This window comes from Pseudescherichia sp., assembly GCF_031979925.1.
In the GTDB taxonomy this organism is placed as follows: domain Bacteria; phylum Pseudomonadota; class Gammaproteobacteria; order Enterobacterales; family Enterobacteriaceae; genus Pseudescherichia.
The window spans coordinates 146390-164385 of sequence record NZ_DALZFB010000004.1; the positions used below are offsets into that span (position 1 = coordinate 146390).

Consider the following 17996-nt stretch of genomic DNA (forward strand, 5'->3'; position numbering starts at 1 on the left):
CTGGAGAAGCGTTATGGCCAACATTGAAATCTATACCAAAGCAACCTGCCCATTCTGCCACCGTGCAAAGGGGTTGCTGGACAGCAAAGGCGTAACCTACGCGGAGCTGCCGATTGACGGCGATGCCGTGAAGCGCGAAGAGATGATTCAACGTAGTGGCCGTACGACCGTGCCGCAGATTTTTATTGATGCACAGCACATTGGCGGCTGTGACGACTTGTATGCGCTGGATGCGCGTGGTGGACTCGATCCCCTGTTGCGCTAAGGCGTTTGAGTATATTACTAAGGGCTTTTCTCATGTCAGAACAAAATAACACCGAAATGACTTTCCAGATCCAGCGTATCTACACCAAGGATGTCTCTTTTGAAGCGCCGAATGCGCCTCATGTATTCCAGAAAGATTGGCAGCCAGAGGTAAAACTGGATCTGGATACCGCGTCCAGCCAGCTGGCTGATGACGTATACGAAGTGGTCTTGCGCGTGACCGTGACCGCAAGCCTGGGCGAAGAGACCGCGTTCCTGTGCGAAGTGCAGCAGGCCGGTATCTTCTCCGTTGGTGGTATCGAAGGCAACCAGATGGCGCACTGCCTGGGCGCGTACTGCCCGAACATTCTGTTCCCGTACGCCCGTGAATGCATCACCAGCCTGGTTTCTCGCGGTACCTTCCCGCAGCTGAACCTTGCGCCGGTCAACTTTGATGCGCTGTTCATGAACTATTTGCAGCAGCAGGCTGGTGAAGGTACTGAAGAACATCAGGATGCCTGATGAGTACACCTAATGCTCATATGACTGTGATCGGTGCCGGCTCCTACGGCACCGCTCTTGCCATCACTCTGGCAAGAAATGGCCACCAGGTTATTCTCTGGGGGCACGATCCAAAACATATCGCGACCCTGCAGCACGATCGCTGCAATGCCGCGTTCCTTCCCGATGTGCCTTTCCCCGACACGTTGCACCTTGAAAGTGATTTAGCGACCGCAGTACAGGCTAGCCGCAATATTCTGGTGGTGGTGCCAAGCCACGTGTTTGGCGACGTGCTGCGCCAGATCAAGCCGCTGATGCGCGACGATGCGCGTATCGTCTGGGCGACTAAAGGACTTGAAGCCGAGACGGGCCGCCTGTTGCAGGACGTGGCGCGTGAGGCGCTGGGCGATACCATTCCGCTGGCGGTGATCTCCGGGCCAACCTTCGCGAAAGAGCTGGCGGCGGGCCTGCCAACGGCCATCGCTCTGGCCTCGACGGACAGCGGCTTTGCTGAAGATCTCCAGCAGCTGCTGCACTGCGGTAAAAGCTTCCGCGTCTACAGCAACCCGGACTTTATCGGCGTGCAGCTCGGCGGCGCGGTGAAAAACGTTATCGCCATTGGTGCAGGCATGTCGGACGGCATCGGCTTTGGTGCCAACGCCCGTACCGCGCTCATTACTCGTGGGCTGGCGGAGATGTCACGCCTCGGCGCTGCGCTGGGTGCGGCACCTGAAACCTTTATGGGGATGGCAGGGTTAGGCGATCTGGTACTGACCTGTACCGATAACCAATCTCGCAACCGCCGCTTTGGCATGATGCTCGGCCAGGGTATGGACGTGCAGCAGGCTCAGACGCAGATCGGCCAGGTGGTGGAAGGCTACCGCAATACGAAAGAGGTCCGCGAGTTGGCACACCGCTTTGGTGTCGAAATGCCAATTACCGAGGAGATATTTCAAGTATTGTATTGCGGTAAAAACGCGCGCGAGGCAGCATTGACCCTGTTAGGGCGCACGCGCAAGGACGAGCGTAGCAGTCAGTAATTTTAAATCCTCTAAATGGACACGGCCAACGTAGATTGGCCGGTCTCTTTTATTACGTCTGGAGTATGCAATGCCGTGTGAAGAGCTGGATCTGGTCTGGAATAATATTAAAGCCGAAGCCCGGGCGCTGGCGGACTGTGAGCCAATGCTGGCCAGTTTCTATCACGCGACGTTACTCAAGCATGAAAATCTTGGCAGCGCCCTGAGCTATATGCTGGCGAATAAGCTGGCATCGCCCATCATGCCCGCTATCGCTATTCGGGAAGTGGTCGAGGAGGCCTATGCCGCCGATCCAGAGATGATCGCCTCCGCTGCCTGCGATATTCAGGCCGTGCGTACCCGTGACCCGGCGGTGGATAAATACTCCACCCCGCTGCTCTACCTGAAAGGTTTCCATGCCCTGCAGGCCTACCGCATCGGCCATTGGCTGTGGGCAGAGGGCCGCCGGGCGCTGGCTATCTTCCTGCAAAATCAGGTCTCGGTCTCGTTCCAGGTTGATATTCACCCGGCGGCGCGGATTGGTCGTGGCATCATGCTCGACCACGCAACCGGTATTGTCGTCGGTGAGACGGCAGTGATTGAAAACGACGTCTCGATTCTGCAATCCGTCACCCTCGGCGGGACCGGTAAAACCAGCGGCGATCGCCACCCGAAAATTCGTGAAGGAGTGATGATTGGCGCAGGCGCCAAAATCCTCGGCAATATCGAAGTCGGGCGCGGGGCGAAGATTGGCGCGGGTTCGGTGGTATTGCAGCCTGTTCCGCCCCATACCACTGCCGCAGGCGTCCCAGCGCGGATTGTCGGTAAGCCAGAGACGGATAAACCCTCTATGGATATGGACCAGCACTTCGCTGCCCACCACGGCTTCGAGTACGGCGACGGAATTTAACAGAACGCCCGGTGGCGCCGCGCTTACCGGGCCTACGCAAATATCTTAACTGCGTAATACCGCGCCCGAATATCCTAACTGACGCCAGGCCTCATACACCACCACCGATACCGCGTTAGACAGGTTCATGCTGCGGCTGTCCGGCATCATCGGGATGCGGATCTTCTGCTCTGGCGGCAGCGCATCCAGAATCGTCGCGGGCAGGCCGCGCGTCTCGGGACCAAACATCAGGTAGTCACCCTCCTGATAGCTCACCGCGCTGTGCGCAGGCGTGCCCTTGGTGGTGAGCGCAAACAGACGCTGCGGGTTTTCTGCCGCCATAAACGCTGCGTAATCAGCGTGACGCTGCACGGCGGTGAACTCATGGTAATCCAGCCCCGCCCGGCGCAGGCGCTTATCGTCCCAGGTAAAGCCCATCGGCTCGATAATATGCAGGCGGAAGCCGGTATTGGCGCAAAGACGAATGATATTCCCGGTGTTCGGCGGGATTTCCGGTTCAAATAAGACGATGTTCAGCATGGTGCCCCCTCAATAACGCGGGGCAGCATAGCAGAATTACGCGTGAATTACGCCGCGTCGCCGGTCTTCACCGGTTCGAATACCGACTCGTGCTCGACGTTCTGCACCAGCAGGTCGCGGGTGATCTCCTTAATCGATTTCGCCCCGGTCAGGGTCATCGCCACGCGCATCTCTTTCTCGATCAGGTTCAGCAGGTTCGCAACCCCCGCCTGGCCGTGAGTTGCCAGCGCGTAGAGATAGGCCCGGCCCAGCAGCACGCTGTCCGCTCCGAGGGCAATCATCCGCACTACGTCGAGGCCGTTACGGATCCCGCTGTCGGCCAGAATCGTAATGTCGCCCTTCACCGCATCGGCAATCGCCGGCAGCGCCCGGGCGGAGGAGAGTACCCCATCCAGCTGGCGGCCGCCGTGGTTCGATACCACGATGCCGTCCGCGCCAAAGCGCACCGCGTCGCGAGCGTCTTCCGCATCAAGGATCCCTTTGATCACCATCGGGCCATCCCAGAACTCGCGGATCCACTCCAGGTCCTTCCACGAGATAGAGGGATCGAAGTTGTTGGCCAGCCAGCCAATGTAATCCTCAAGCCCGGTCGGTTTGCCAAGATAGGTTGATATATTGCCCAAATCATGGGGGCGACCGTGCAGGCCCACGTCCCAGGCCCAGCGGGGATGGGTCACCGACTGCCAGTAGCGGCGCATGGCCGCATTGGCACCGCTCATGCCGGAGTGCGCATCCCGATAGCGCGCCCCCGGCGTTGGCATATCAACGGTAAAGACCAGCGTTGAGCAGCCCGCCGCTTTCGCCCGCTCCAGGGCGTTGCGCATAAAGCCGCGATCGCGCAGAACGTAGAGCTGGAACCACATCGGACGCTTCAGGGTGGGGGCCACCTCTTCGATCGGACAGACCGAGACGGTGGAGAGGGTAAAGGGAATACCCTTCGCATCGGCAGCGGCGGCGGCCTGCACCTCGCCCCGGCGGGCGTACATGCCGCACAGCCCTACCGGCGCGAGGGCCACCGGCATGGAGAGCTTTTCGTTAAACAGCGTGGTCTCCAGGCTCAGATCGGCCATGTTCTTCAGCACGCGCTGGCGCAGGGCAACCTGGGCGAGATCCTCAACGTTGCGGCGCAGGGTATATTCCGCGTACGCGCCACCGTCGATGTAGTGGAACAGGAAAGGGGGCAGAATGCGCTGAGCCGCTGCGCGGTAATCACTGGCTGCAGAAATAATCATGCGTTTTTCTCCCTGGTAGGATCGGGATCGCCGGGCAAGCGGGTGATGCGCGCCTGACGGGCCTGATCTTCATCGAATTGTTTAATGGTGGTGTGGACAAAACCCAGATGCGCCATCATCGCCTTACGCGCGGCCTCGGCGTCGCCGGTCAGAATGGCGTCGAGCACGGCCTGGTGCTGTTCGGTGAGCTGGGCGAATACCGGTGGGACCTGGTACATACGCTGGCGGCTCTGCTTAACCGACGACTGCAGCAGATCGAAGAAGCCGCGCATGGTCTGCAACAGCACCACGTTGTGTGACGCTTCGGCGATCGCCAGATGAAAACGCACGTCCGCCTGCGAGGCGATGTCCGGATCCTTACTCTGGGTCGCTTCATAGCAGGCCCGCAGCTTCTCTTTATCAGCTTCGGTGGCGCGCATCGCCGCGTGCCAGGCGGTGCTGGCCTCGATGGCGTGGCGGGCTTCGAGAATATCAAAGCTGTAATCCGGGTCGTGCTCCAGCAGGGTTTTCAGCGGCTGGACAATATTTTGCTCAGACCATTCGTCGTGCTGCCAGCGTACAAAGGTGCCGCCGCCGCGACGGCTCAGCAGCACCCCTTCGTTCACCAAAGTAGCCAGCGCTTCACGCAGCGAATTACGCGATACGCCAAGCTGCGTGGCCAGCTGGCGCTCGGCGGGCAGCTTCATGCCCGCCTCCAGCTGCTGCTCTTTTATCAGCGCCCGCACGCGAGAGGCGATCTCATCGGAGAGGCGTTTAGGCATGACAATCACGGGATCATCCAGGTTAAGACATAGGCCTGAAGGGTGGTAATAACCCCCACCATGCAGGTGAAAATCAGGCTGTGCTTCACGGTGAAGCGGAACAGATCCGACTCTTTACCCACCAGCCCCACCGCCGCGCAGGCAATGGCGATAGACTGCGGGGAGATCATCTTGCCCGTCACGCCGCCGGTGGTGTTGGCCGCAACCAGCAGCACATCCGAAACGCCAATCTGCTGCGCCGCTGTCGCCTGCAGGGCGGCGAACAGGGCGTTCGACGAGGTATCGGAGCCGGTAAGGAATACCCCCAGCCAGCCGAGGAACGGCGAGAAGAAGGTAAAGGCGTTACCGGTATGGGCCAGCGCCAGGGCCAGGGTTGAGGAGAGACCGGAGTAGTTCGAGATAAAGGCGAACGCCAGCACCATGCCGATGGAGTAGATGGGCAGGGCCAGCTCTTTCAGCGTGCTGGCGAAGGTCTGCACTGCCGCCGCGGGCTTCATACGCAGCCAGACGATGGAGAGCAGAGCAGCAAACAGGATCGCCGTCCCGGTAGCCGAGAACCAGTCAAATTTATAGACCGCCGCATAGGGCGTTGCCGCGTTGACCACCGGCGGCATACGGGCCACCAGCTTGTCCAGATACGGGACCGAAATGTTGATCACCATGTCGTACAGCGCCCCGCCCGGCGCAAACAGCGCTTTGAACGGCGGGACGCTCCACAGCGTTACCGTGGCGGTGAGGAACAGGAACGGCGACCACGCTTTGATAATCTGGCCCGCGCTGTAGCGGGTGCGCGTCAGGGTCTCATCGACCTGTGCGGCGCCCATATCGCCGAAGCGGAAGATGCGCACCGGCTGCCAGCGTTTCAGGAACAGCGTCAGGCAGACCAGCGACACCAGCGAGGAGATAATGTCCGGCAGCTCGGGACCAATAAAGTTAGAGCTAAGGTACTGGGCGATGGCAAAGGAGCCACCCGCTACCATTACCGCTGGCCAGGTCTCTTTAATGCCGCGCCAGCCGTCCATAATCGCCATGATCCAGAACAGCACGATAATGGTTAAAAACGGCAGCTGACGGCCCACCATCTGGCCGATTTCGAAGCTATCCAGGCCTGTTACCTGCCCGGCCACCAGAATCGGGATCCCCATCGCCCCGAAGGCGACCGGGGCGGTATTGACGATCAGGCACAGCCCGGCGGCATAGAGCGGATTAAAGCCCAGCCCGACCAGCAGCGCAGCGGTGATCGCCACCGGTGCGCCAAAGCCCGCCGCCCCTTCAAGGAATGCCCCGAATGAGAAGCCGACGATCAGCATTTGCAGGCGCTGGTCCGGCGTAATAGAGAGGATGGACGAGCGGATGATGTCGAACTGCCCGGTCTTGACCGAGATTTTGTAGACAAACACCGCAGCGATAATGATCCACGCAATCGGCCACAGGCCGTAGAAGAAGCCATACACCACCGACGCCATGGCGCGATCGACGGGCATTTTGTAGAAAAAGAGCGCCACCAGCAGGGCGATGGCGACGGTGTATGTCGCGGCAAGGTAGCCCTTCAGCTTGAGCTTAATCAGCGCGAAGAAGAAGAACAGGATCGGCAGGGATGCGATCAGGCTCGACAGCCAGATGTTACCGGCCGGATCGTAGTTTTGTTGCCACAGGCTCATTGCGTGTCTCCTGGGACCCTTCTGGCCGATCGGCGGTGAGTCTGCGCTCATCTCTGCGTCACAGTCAGTGTAAAAGTGGTCCAGCCAATTGGGTTGTGTAGGGTTTATGACAACAAATGGTTAATCAGATGTTATGTTTCAGCAATGGGTTTGTAGGTGGAAATCGTGGAAGTGTGAAGCGCAGGGCGGTTGGTTCAGGAATTGGTAGGGCCAATTTCGCGAGAAGGTGATGTGAATAGATAGACTCCTCACGAAAATGGCATTATATGAGAGATCAGATCACTTTTTTGATTTCTTCTGCCTCCACATGAGTGATGAGTCCGTCGCTTTGTCTTAGGGTATTGTCTTTAATCTGTTGCCCAATAACATCCGAAATAACTCGCTTTAAAACGCTACTGGTTGTTTTGAAACCAAGCATTCGTGATACAGCTAAAATGATTTCGTCCTCCGTTGCACCCAAACTGGTTTTAACTACTTCAATTGCGCCCGTCGCAATTTCTTTTGAAGCAATCATTTCCGGCTTGCGTAGACCTGCTGATGAAACGTTTTGCCTGTTTCGCAATCGAGTTATCACATCTGTATGGAAGAAGAAGCCATTTTCCTGAGAAATTTTGCCCTTTTTGCATGCTATATGAGCAGCCTGACTAACAACATTTTCTATGCGTGCTCCGGCGCGTTGCAGTCCCCACGCTGTACGTAAACGAGTAATAATTTCGTTTAAATGAACAGGGGATTCCGTAAAGACAATTTTTTCGATCATGTCTGCAAGAATGCCGGTGGGAGTTTCATGTAAAGCGTAAGCAAAATTCGCTTCAGGTTGCGATTCTTCATAGTTTATCGATTGCTCATTAGCAGGAGCTGTTTTATCTAAACCGACCTCAATAACGTTCTCCCGTTCAACTGTTAGGATTTCAATAGGAACAGCACGGGAATTTGATGATTTGTGCTCAAGCCTGCTGTTGAGTTCATCCTTCGCATTTTCAATAGCTTTGATTACTTTTTGCAGCTGTTCTTCCGGTCGTTGGAACCAATCAGTACTCCAAATACGATGGATGATCCACCCGTGATCTTCCAGTACAGCCTGACGTAAGCGATCACGTTCCCGAGCTGAGCGAGATGAATGATAAGCACTACCATCACATTCTATTCCCAGAAGATAACGTCCTGGGAGTTCTGGATCTGCGATTGCCAGATCAATAAAGAAACCTGCAATCCCAACTTGTGGATGCACCTGATAGCCTTTAGCTTGCAACGCTGCCGCGACTTGTTCTTCAAATACGCTGTCCATAGGTCGTCCTGAAGGCGTAGACATTGATAAACGTCCAGTGCGGGCATATTGAAGGAAAAGTTTGAACGCTAATACGCCGACACCTTTTGCGCGTTCAAGATCAATATCTTCATCGGTGATAGAAGCAAAAACTTCACACCGGCGTTTTGCTCGACTGATTAAAACGTTTAAGCGTCGCTCACCCCCTTGCGAACCCAGGGGGCCAAATCGCATAGCGAGATATCCTTGTGCATTTCGTGCATATCCCACCGAAATCATAATGACATCTCGCTCATCACCCTGGATATTCTCAAGGTTTTTAATGAAGAATGGCTCTCCTGGATGGGCATGGAAAAAATCTTCATATTGTGGATTCAAGCGGCGAAGGAGTTCTAACTCATCCTGGATCGCTTTACGCTGGGATACAGAAAATGTTGCGACGCCTAACGAAAGTTCAGGATTTGACTGAATGTGCTCAAGTATTGCAGTTGCGACTCTCTTTGCCTCTATTGGATTGGCTTTGCTGGCACCTGACTCAAAAATACCTTTTTCCACATAATGGAATCTTAAGCCCATCCCGGCCTCTTCTGTATAGGGGCTTGGTACGATAAACAGCTTATTCTCATAAAACTGGCTATTTGAAACAGCAATAAGTGATTGATGTCGGCTTCGATAATGCCAGCGCAGCATACGCTGTGGTAATCCCCTGGCTACAAACAGACCGAGGATGCTCTCAATATCCGCAACTTGGGTTGTATCATCTTCGTCATCGTTACTCGCTTCAGTCATCCGTGAGAAAAAGCTAGTTGGAGGCAACTGTCTTTCATCTCCTACGACGACAACTTGTTGGCAACGCGCAATTGCACCGATAGCGTCAACGGGCTGGATCTGGCTGGCTTCATCCATCACTAATAAATCGAATTTTTGTTTTCCCGGCACCAAAAATTGCGCTACTGAAAGTGGGCTCATCATTATAACTGGCTTCAATGCTTGAATCGCTGGGCCAGCTTTTAGCATCAGTTGACGAATAGGCATATGTCCCCTTTTTCTCGCCATTTCAGCACGTAACACACCCACTGGCCCAGCCGTACCAACTTTAGAAGGAATACGACGATGATGGGCTCGAGCGACTTCCAGACTTGAGGTTTTTATACGTCGTATATCCATCTCGGCGAAATAATTTACTTTACGAGTATGCAGTTCCCCATCAAAACGAGTAAGCGAAGGTAGTTCATTAGCCATTAATGTAAATAGTGACTCGTAATAAGAGTACTCAACGGATGTATAGCATTGGGTAAGAGGCAAACGTCTATCTTCGAGTCTATCAATAACCTCCGATAGCCCCTGCTGGATAGCCTGGCTACGGCGATGTTGCCAGGCTACCCATTTTGATAGTTGTTCAGCATGTTCTACCCAAGAAGCTAGTTTGCTACTTATGCTATTAATACTTAACAGGCCGTCAGTATCCGAATGGAAAAGGTCTTCAAACGTAGAGCTCAGTTCTTTGGCAAGGTCTTTTAATTCGTCGAGTATAGAAGAATGTGTCACAGTTAGCTGAGTAACCGAATCGATTAATCCTTCCCGGTTTTTGATAGTCGCACAGATGAATCGTAAATTATCATACTCTGCTATCCATTCATAATCGCGGATAAGACGATCCCAATTTGATTGACTACTTAACCATGCAGAACCAAACGCATCTTTTCCAAGTTCTGATTGAGATTCGATAGCTTTCTTTTTGTACTGAAGATCAACGATTTTCTCAACCAGAGTTAAACGTTCATCAAGATGTTCAGCGGGTTCTTTTATAATCTGATGTGAATTTGAATCGATGCGAACGAGTTTTTGCACGAGCGCTTCAATAAAATTTAACGGTACTCGTTTGATAGAGTAATGATTATCAAACCAGGACTCTGGCGATTTTCCGAAAGCATTCCAGAGCTGATTTAATTCGATACTAGCCTTATCCAGAAGCTGCAATAATTCATTGCTAAGATGTTTTACCATTTCGCGATCGGAGAGCTGGCTTGCTAGTAAACGTGCTTCTGGACCGACTTCCTTAATAGTAGCCATCCATTCCACTAAAGCCTTTAGGGCGCTGCTGTCACTATGCTCTCCACGCCAATGTGGGCCAAATGCGCTATTGCCAAACTCATTACAACTTGCAATATGTTTTCGCAAGGCCTGTGCTTTAATGATATTGTCCAGCATTTCGATCTGTTGTTGAACTGGCTGGTTAATATCTCGAATTAGCGATTTCAACAGCGAGCGAGAGCGCCGCCATTCACCATTGAAGACTTTAAACATACCGGTGTGAATAGCGAGAGTGTGCCGAATTTGTGTTAGCTCGGTGTCCCAGACTGTCTCGAATACATGTGGCTCAACTTTCTGTCGCAACGAATTTAAGCTGGCAATAGTATCAACTAACCCCATTGCTTGCTCGACCCCATGCTCCCACACTGAAGCGATAAATGCTTGTGGGCTTGCATCCGGTGCCTCTGCAACACGCAGACTGAGAGCAATAAGATTTTTGATGTCCTGGCTCGAAGCATAAACCGATTCGGTTCCTAGTTCTCTTGCCAGATTTGCTACTGCCTTCTGGATCTGTGGTAATAGGGGCAATAGTATTTTCGATGAGGCAAAACCAGTGGGTGAAAGGTCGCCAGGTATACTTTTTAATAAATCACGAAGCTCCAGGATCGGGGTGTCAACTTGACCTTGATGAATGAAATTCTCAATCTCAAATAGATTGCTCTGAAAAGCTTTTCCTTCATTAACTAAGGTTTTTATTTCATTACGTGAATTTGACCAAATCGGCGAAACTAAATTAGTTTCTTCAAATTCTGGAGCTCGTCTTATGATGTTAGCGCGCTCAACGATTTTAGCTATATCATTAAAGTGGGTGGGTTCGGGAGTTAACCCTATGAGGCTAGCCGTAGATGTAATTGAATCATGAAATGATTTTTCTTGAATTATCAAAGAATTAATTTTAAGAATTAATCGATCAATTTCCCCCGGTAAAATAGACTCTCGCCTTACTCCTTTCCATGGATGGTTCTGAGGAAGACCGATATCCTCGATACGCTCAACAATTTCTTTCACAAGATCCAAGCGTTTTATCAGATCGCTGTTACTCCACTCTTCAAAACCAGGAAGATTAAAGTCAGTTGGCGCTTGCCCGTTTTGGCGTAACCGAACCAGTTGCCCAATTACCTGATAAGGGCTTAATCTCGAAGGGTAAAAAATTTTATGTAGTCGAGCAGGGTGCTCATTCAACGTATCACGAGCTTCTGTCAGATTCTCAATTAATTCCTCTGGATATTCCCCACGTGGAGAACCTAAGTCCCAAACCCGTTTTAACTCTTCAAGCAGGATCCGTTTGTTGGCCTTGTTGCTATGAAGCTCAAGGCAGGCATCACCTACACCAGTTTGGTCTAAACGCCTCTTCACTACTTCAAGGGCTGCCATTTTTTCTGCAACAAAAAGCACAGTTTTTCCATCGGCGATAGCAGAGGCAATGATATTAGCTATAGTTTGTGATTTCCCTGTCCCTGGCGGGCCTTGTATTACCAGGTTTTTCCCTTTCCTAACCTCATGGATAGCTAATGTCTGCGAACTATCGCTGTCCATAATGTGCAGCATGTCTTTCGGTAAAATAATGGGATCTATGGGACTCTCTTCAGGTAGAAGTCCATCACTTTCGTCAAAGCCTTCTTCCATTAATGCACGTATAAGGTACTTAGAAGTAATCGCTTCTTCATCAGGCCAGTTCGCAGGATCTAAATCCCTATACATCAAAAACTTAGAAAATGAAAATAAGCCCAGGATAATGTCGTTAGCGTTGACTTCCCAATCGGCCTTCAATGCTATCGCTTTGTTAACGGCTTCGAGATAACTACTAATATTAATTTCATCATTATCATCAGGTAACATCTCAGGCATCTTGATATGATGGACTCGTTCGAGAAAGGCTTCCAATGATAGGTTTGGTATAATGTCCTCAGGTCTTGCTTTTAGCTTGAATCTCTCTCCAGCATTGCCACGCTCAAGGCTTACTGGAACAAGTACCAAAGGCGCATAGCGGACATTTTCTTTATTAGCAGGATCGATCCACTTCAAAGTTCCCAGAGCGAGAAAAAGAATGTTAGCGCCTTGCTCTTCTTCAAGGGTTTTTGAGTCATGGTAGAGATCAAGCAGCCGAGTCTGAAGGCCTTTAGGGGTTAGTCGGGTTTGGAGCTTCGTATCAAGATGCTGCGATTTAGTCTCGGTGCTTGTTTCATCAAACTGATATATGAATTTTTTATCGTCAGATGGTTCATCTTCCAGCTCGATGTCTTCTTCCTTTCCTGATTTGCCATGAAGGAATGTGAACGTTTTTTTTTCGTTGACCAGAAAGTTATAGATAAGCTCAGATCGCTCGTCGATGACCTCAAGAAAACGCGTGTTTTTAGACCTTGGAATGTTGAGTAGACGGTTCCGAGCCCCTAAATCTAGTAGTTCGGCTCGGGCTTTTTCGAGTTTTTGTTCTAACGAAAGGCCGTTATTTTGAAAGGTTGAGCGTTCAGTAGAATTCATAAGTGAATAACCTAATTCAATGACAAACCATCAAACCTATGAATATATTATATTTTATAGGTGTGCCGTATGTATTATTTAGATTTGCGAGTAGTTGATTTACTCTACTCTAATTAAAAGAAATTGTGAACATATTCATGATTGACATGTCGGACAAAACATTTATTGGACCAAGGTCCTTTAACTAATAAAAAAGCCCAACACATCCATATAAAAAATGTATTGGGCTATTAAATATAGACTTAAGTTAAATTAATCAGAACTCGGTCTTGGCGAAGCCGGTCATCTCTTTCAGGCCCATCTCACGGCCCAGGGCGGTCATCGGGTGCACCACCACCAGCCCGCGCGCGCTCTTCTTCAGCTTGCCCATGTCGGCCTGCTCTTTTTTGGTGATCGCCCGGCGGTAGGGCAGATCCATCAGCTTCTGCGCCTCTTTGCTCAGCTTCTGGCCGTGCACTTCGCGCAGGCGAGTAATCTCCGCTTCCAGCGTCTCTTTCTCTTTTTCCAGCTCGGCATACTTCTCGGCAGACTCAACCAGCGACAGGGCAGCCTGCTGGTGGCGGATAGCATCAAGGCGATCGCTCAGGCGTTTAATTTCGTTCTTTTCGATTTCTTTCATAACGGATAACTCTAAAAACAGGGGAATTACTGCAAAGGATACACTAATGTGCGCAACGTTACTTCTGAAAGGCTTTTTTCAGGCTGATGCGAGAGATCAGCCCGGTCAGGGAGAGAACCATAGTCGAGCGCACCACCTGCTGGTAACGCTGTCTCTGCATGGCGTAGAGGTCGGCGTCGCTGGTATCAAACTGTGGCACAGGGGGCAGGGCAGAGACGCAGTGCAGCTCGCCAAAGGGGCCGAGGATCTCGTCATCGGTAAACCCATACTCGTTACCGTCGTGATTCAGCTCTTCACGCAGGGCCATCAGCAGCTCCGCGTCCTCATACTCGTGACGACTAATCACGCCGAGGCCGTAGATCAGCTTTAAGCGCACGGAGAGATCGCCCAGCGGGCCATCGCCCTCCAGCAGCGGCTCCACGGCGTATTTCACCGCATAGTCGTCTTTGCGGAACACCTGAAGTACCAGAATATTCACCGCTTCGGTGAGTAGCTCAACGGCGGCGATGAGGAAACTTCGGACAGTTTTGCCAGCATTCAGACGCTCAAGCACACGGTTTTCAAAGGCCTGGGTTTCTTCCATTATTGCCTGCATATCCGACAATCTTATATTTGGGCGCGGAGTCTCACTCCGCGCCGGGTAGGGCATCATGCCTGAGCGTTATAAACGTTAACCGCTTCGGCGACAACGTCACTCGTGCTTTCCAGACCGGAGATTTGCGCCAACGCAGCCTGCGGGCCTTTTTCGTCAATCAGCGCGGCCAGCTCAAGCGCCTGTGGATCCTGCTCGCTGCGGTAGTGCATGGCAGCGGCGATCCCTTTTACCAGGTTCTCGTGCGGCAGGCGATACTCCAGGGTGCCGAGCAGCGGCTTGATCAGACGGTCACCGCTGCTCAGCTTACGCAGCGGCTGACGGCCTACGCGCTCAACGTCATCCTTCAGGTACGGGTTCTCAAAGCGGCCAAGGATCTTCTCGATGTAGGCAGCGTGCTTCGCTTCATCAAACTGGTAGCGCTTGATCAGCACCGCGCCGCTCTCCTCCATGGCCCCTTTCACCACCGCGCGGATCTTCTCATCAAGAATGGCGTCGCGAATGGTCTGATGGCCTGCCTGGCGGCCAAGGTACGCGGTTATAGCATGGCCGGTGTTCAGGGTGAAGAGCTTACGCTCCACAAAGGCCATTAAATTATCTGTAGGTTCCATACCTGGAATGTTCGGCAGCGCGCCCTTGAACTGGGTTTTATCAACAATCCACTCGCTAAAGGTCTCAACGGTCACCTCCAGCGGATCGTTAGCGGCAGAGGCTGACGGCGGAACGATGCGGTCTACGGCTGAGTCTACGAAGCCAACGTGCGCTTCGACCCAGGCTTTGTCTTCATCGGCCAGCGCATTAAGAACGTGGCCTTTCAGCTGTGTCGTACCGCGCACCATGTTTTCACAGGCGATGATATTCAGCGGTGTCTCTACGCCCTGAGCTTTACGCTTCGTCAGGCCTTTGGCAATGGCGGGTGCGATGCGCTCCAGCACAACCGGGCCGACCGCCGTGGTCACGAGATCGACTTCGGCAATCAGATCGACTACCTCATCACCAATGCTGCTCACCGCACTGACGCCGGAGACGGTATCCACCTGCTCGTTTTCACCCACCACATGAACCTGATAGCTATGACGGGCATTCAGGGCGTCGAGCACCGTTTGATTCACATCGGCGAACGTCAGCGTAATCCCAGCGTCAGCCAGCAGTTTGCCGATGAAGCCACGTCCGATATTACCTGCGCCAAAATGTAATGCTTTCATAGTAGTAACCTTCATTAATGTTTTTACCCGAGAGGGCTGGGGTGAGGCTCTGACCTCACCCAAACCCTCTCCGCAAAGGGAGAGGGAGGAGGGCTTACTTGTTCAGCAGCGCCAGCACTTCTTCAACGCTATCGGTATGCGCCAGGCGCTCGATAACGGACTCGTCGTCCAGGGCGTTGGTCAGGCTGGTAATCACCTGAATGTGCTCATTATTACGTGCGGCGATACCGATGACCAGACGGGCAATGTCATCTTCCTCTTCGCCGAAGCGCACGCCCTGCGGATACTGGCAGAACACGACGCCGGTTTTCAGCACGCGGTCTTTCGCTTCAACCGTACCGTGCGGAACCGCGATGGACTCACCCAGATAGGTCGGGGTCAGTTTTTCACGCTCCAGCATGGCGTCGATATACTCCGGCTGCACGTAGCCGCCTTTCACCAGCTGCTCACCGGCAAAGCGAATTGCCTCTTCTTTGTTGCTCGCGGTGCGGCCCAGGAAGATGTTCTCCGCGCCCAGCTTGAACAGATGGCTGTTGCTCTCGTCAATGCTGTCCTGCAGGCTGGTGCGCACTTTCGTTTCGTTGTCCGTATGACGCTGGGCCGCAACCAGACGCTCGGTCAGGCTGGTATAGAGGCCGCTGTCGAGGAAGTTAGTCAGCGAAATATGCTGTGCCTGAGGTACCTGGCGCATCGCACGCTCGGTCAGGTCGCGGTGGGTAATGACCACGTCCACGTCTGCTGGCAGGCTGTTGATCGCGCTGTTGGTAACGGAGATGTTGGTCAGGCCAGCATCCTGCACTTTCTTACGCAGCACGCCCGCACCCATGGCGCTTGAACCCATCCCGGCGTCGCAGGCCACGATGATTTTACGCACGTGGCTCAGGTCGTTAGAGACCGCGCCCGCTGCCAGCGGCGTTCCCGCAGCGGCAGTGGTTGCGCCTTTGGATTCGGCTTTCATGTCCTGCATACGGCGGGTTGCCGCTTCGATATCGTCCTCTTCTTTCACCTTGCTGGTTTTCAGCAGGATAGCGGAGATCACGAAAGAAACAGCCATTGCAGCAACGATAGCAGCAATGTTAGCGAAGTAGGCACCTTTCGGGGTCATCGCCAGCACGGCCAGAATAGAGCCAGGGGAAGCCGGGGAGACCAGGCCACCGTTCAGCACGCTCAGGGTGAACACGCCGGTCATACCGCCGAGGATAACGGCGATCAGCAGACGCGGGTTCATCAGCACGTACGGGAAGTAGATTTCGTGGATACCGCCCAGGAAGTGGATGATAGCCGCGCCGCCCGCAGACTGTTTTGCACTGCCGCGACCAAAGAACATGTACGCCAGCAGAACGCCCATACCCGGACCCGGGTTGGCTTCAATCAGGAAGAAGATAGACTTGCCGATATCATGGGACTGCTGGATACCCAGCGGCGAGAAGATACCGTGGTTAATGGCGTTGTTGAGGAACAGGATTTTCGCTGGTTCAACAAAGATAGAGGCCAGCGGCAGCATGTCATGGACAACCATGAAGTTAACGCCAGCGGCCAGGGCTTTAGAGAGCACCTCTACCGCCGGGCCAATGCCGAGGAACGCCAGAATCGCGAGGATCATACCGATGATACCCGCGGAGAAGTTGTTCACCAGCATTTCGAAGCCGGATTTGATCTTGCCATCAACCCAGACGTCAAAGCGTTTGATCGCCCAGCCGCCCAGCGGACCGGCAATCATTGCGCCAAGGAACATTGGCATATCCGCACCGACGATCACGCCCATGGTGGTGATGGCACCGACCACGCCGCCGCGATCGCCGCCTACCAGGCGACCACCGGTATAACCGATCAGCAGCGGCAGCAAATAGGTAATCATTGGGCCGACAAGTTTTGCCAGCGTTTCGTTAGGCAACCACCCTGTTGGAATAAACAACGCGGTGATAATACCCCAGGCGATAAATGCGCCGATGTTAGGCATTACCATGTTGCTGAGAAAACGACCAAAGCTTTGCACTCTGATCTTGATATCGGATGACATAAAACACCCCTTCTTATGTTTGCTGTCGCGCAGGGCGGAAGCCCAACTTTTTTTGTTAACGAGGCGGCAGAGGTAGCCGAACCCATGTTCTGTGTGGCGAATCTGGCACTGAATCGGCGAACTGTCCAGACGGCACGATTTAGTGTGATTTAGATCACGCTAATATAGGGATTCCTCCCTATTTAGGTGTGATGATGATCACAAATCATAGGTGTAAAAAAAGAACAATGGATAAAAAAAAGACGCAACACTGCTGTTAATGTGATGTTAATCACATTTGGCTATCGTTACTTTGTTATTGATTTGTGACTTGCATCACAAGAAATTTCTACCAGGACTTTTCTTAACGTGAGCGACAGCAACATCTTATTGCGCTTTTGAGCAATACTGTAAGTCAGCAACATCTCTGGTAAATGCAATCATGCTTTCGTGATATGGCCCTACGGCCAATAGCCAGGTATGTTCGAAAAAAATAACCGCTACTGTCAGGCTGTCGGAGCGGATCTTAATGATGAAAGCAGAAATTCGAGGTTCACACTATGTTCCTGAATTACTTTGCGCTCGGCATTTTGATTTTCGTCTTCCTGGTGCTCTTCTACGGCATCATCATTATTCACGATATTCCCTACCGGATTGCCAAAGCCCGTAACCATCCCCATGCCGATGCGATTCATATTGCAGGCTGGGTGAGCCTCTTTACCCTGCACGTACTGTGGCCGTTTCTCTGGATCTGGGCCACGCTCTACCGCCCCGAACGCGGGTGGGGAATGCAGGCTCATACAAGCGGTGGCAGCGAGCTACAGCTGCAACAGCGTGTCGAGGCGCTTGAGAGAGAGCTGAAGAGAATGCAATCGCGAGCGGGAGAATAGCGT

At 52.9% G+C, this 17996-nt stretch carries 14 protein-coding genes; 5 read left to right on the top strand and 9 right to left on the bottom strand.

What is annotated here, in order from left to right; all coding sequences use genetic code 11:
• Positions 1 to 13 precede the first annotated feature (13 nt).
• The 4 genes from grxC to cysE all read left to right on the top strand — a co-directional run bounded on the left by grxC (position 14) and on the right by cysE (position 2673).
• Complete coding sequence (gene grxC, locus RTM13_RS09060; RefSeq protein ID WP_312211729.1) at positions 14 to 265, top strand: glutaredoxin 3; 252 nt, start codon at positions 14 to 16, stop codon at positions 263 to 265.
• Between the two features lie 32 nt (positions 266 to 297).
• Positions 298 to 765, top strand: coding sequence for a protein-export chaperone SecB (gene secB / locus RTM13_RS09065; protein ID WP_103820487.1), 468 nt, complete (start codon positions 298 to 300; stop codon positions 763 to 765).
• A complete protein-coding gene (gene gpsA, locus RTM13_RS09070) occupies positions 765 to 1784 on the top strand; it encodes an NAD(P)H-dependent glycerol-3-phosphate dehydrogenase (RefSeq protein WP_312211730.1) in 1020 nt (339 codons plus the stop codon). Before secB ends, gpsA begins: the two co-directional genes overlap by 1 nt.
• Before the next feature lie 70 nt (positions 1785 to 1854).
• Positions 1855 to 2673 carry a serine O-acetyltransferase gene (cysE, locus tag RTM13_RS09075; RefSeq protein WP_312211731.1) on the top strand — a complete coding sequence of 273 codons (819 nt, stop codon included), beginning with the start codon at positions 1855 to 1857 and terminating at the stop codon, positions 2671 to 2673.
• Between the two features lie 45 nt (positions 2674 to 2718).
• On the opposite strand, the gene trmL is transcribed toward cysE, so the two are convergent.
• The 9 genes from trmL to RTM13_RS09120 form a co-directional block, all read right to left on the bottom strand.
• The gene (trmL, locus tag RTM13_RS09080; RefSeq protein WP_312211732.1) at positions 2719 to 3192 is read right to left on the bottom strand and encodes a tRNA (uridine(34)/cytosine(34)/5-carboxymethylaminomethyluridine(34)-2'-O)-methyltransferase TrmL; all 474 of its coding nucleotides are present in this window, start codon (positions 3190 to 3192) and stop codon (positions 2719 to 2721) included.
• 47 nt (positions 3193 to 3239) lie between these two features.
• Positions 3240 to 4424, bottom strand: coding sequence for an FMN-dependent L-lactate dehydrogenase LldD (lldD, locus tag RTM13_RS09085; RefSeq protein WP_103820484.1), 1185 nt, complete (start codon positions 4422 to 4424; stop codon positions 3240 to 3242).
• Positions 4421 to 5194 carry a transcriptional regulator LldR gene (gene lldR, locus RTM13_RS09090; protein WP_312211733.1) on the bottom strand — a complete coding sequence of 258 codons (774 nt, stop codon included), beginning with the start codon at positions 5192 to 5194 and terminating at the stop codon, positions 4421 to 4423. The genes lldD and lldR overlap by 4 nt, the downstream gene beginning before the upstream one ends.
• Entirely contained in the window at positions 5191 to 6846 is a 1656-nt protein-coding gene (gene lldP / locus RTM13_RS09095) for an L-lactate permease (protein WP_312211734.1), read from the bottom strand. Before lldP ends, lldR begins: the two co-directional genes overlap by 4 nt.
• 274 nt (positions 6847 to 7120) lie before the next feature.
• Positions 7121 to 12688: a DUF3320 domain-containing protein gene (locus RTM13_RS09100; RefSeq protein ID WP_312211735.1), complete on the bottom strand. Its 5568-nt coding sequence runs from the start codon at positions 12686 to 12688 to the stop codon at positions 7121 to 7123.
• A 256-nt stretch (positions 12689 to 12944) separates the two neighbouring features.
• The gene (locus tag RTM13_RS09105) at positions 12945 to 13307 is read right to left on the bottom strand and encodes a YibL family ribosome-associated protein (RefSeq protein ID WP_312211736.1); all 363 of its coding nucleotides are present in this window, start codon (positions 13305 to 13307) and stop codon (positions 12945 to 12947) included.
• Positions 13308 to 13365: 58 nt separating this feature from the next.
• Positions 13366 to 13956: a mannitol operon repressor MtlR gene (mtlR, locus tag RTM13_RS09110; protein ID WP_144818533.1), complete on the bottom strand. Its 591-nt coding sequence runs from the start codon at positions 13954 to 13956 to the stop codon at positions 13366 to 13368.
• Positions 13956 to 15104 carry a mannitol-1-phosphate 5-dehydrogenase gene (gene mtlD, locus RTM13_RS09115; protein ID WP_312211737.1) on the bottom strand — a complete coding sequence of 383 codons (1149 nt, stop codon included), beginning with the start codon at positions 15102 to 15104 and terminating at the stop codon, positions 13956 to 13958. Before mtlD ends, mtlR begins: the two co-directional genes overlap by 1 nt.
• Before the next feature lie 94 nt (positions 15105 to 15198).
• A complete protein-coding gene (locus RTM13_RS09120; RefSeq protein ID WP_312211738.1) occupies positions 15199 to 17124 on the bottom strand; it encodes a PTS mannitol transporter subunit IICBA in 1926 nt (641 codons plus the stop codon).
• Positions 17125 to 17663: 539 nt separating this feature from the next.
• On the opposite strand from RTM13_RS09120, the gene RTM13_RS09125 reads away from it, so the two are divergent.
• Complete coding sequence (locus RTM13_RS09125) at positions 17664 to 17993, top strand: DUF3302 domain-containing protein (RefSeq protein WP_312211739.1); 330 nt, start codon at positions 17664 to 17666, stop codon at positions 17991 to 17993.
• The last annotated feature ends 3 nt before the right edge of the window (positions 17994 to 17996 follow it).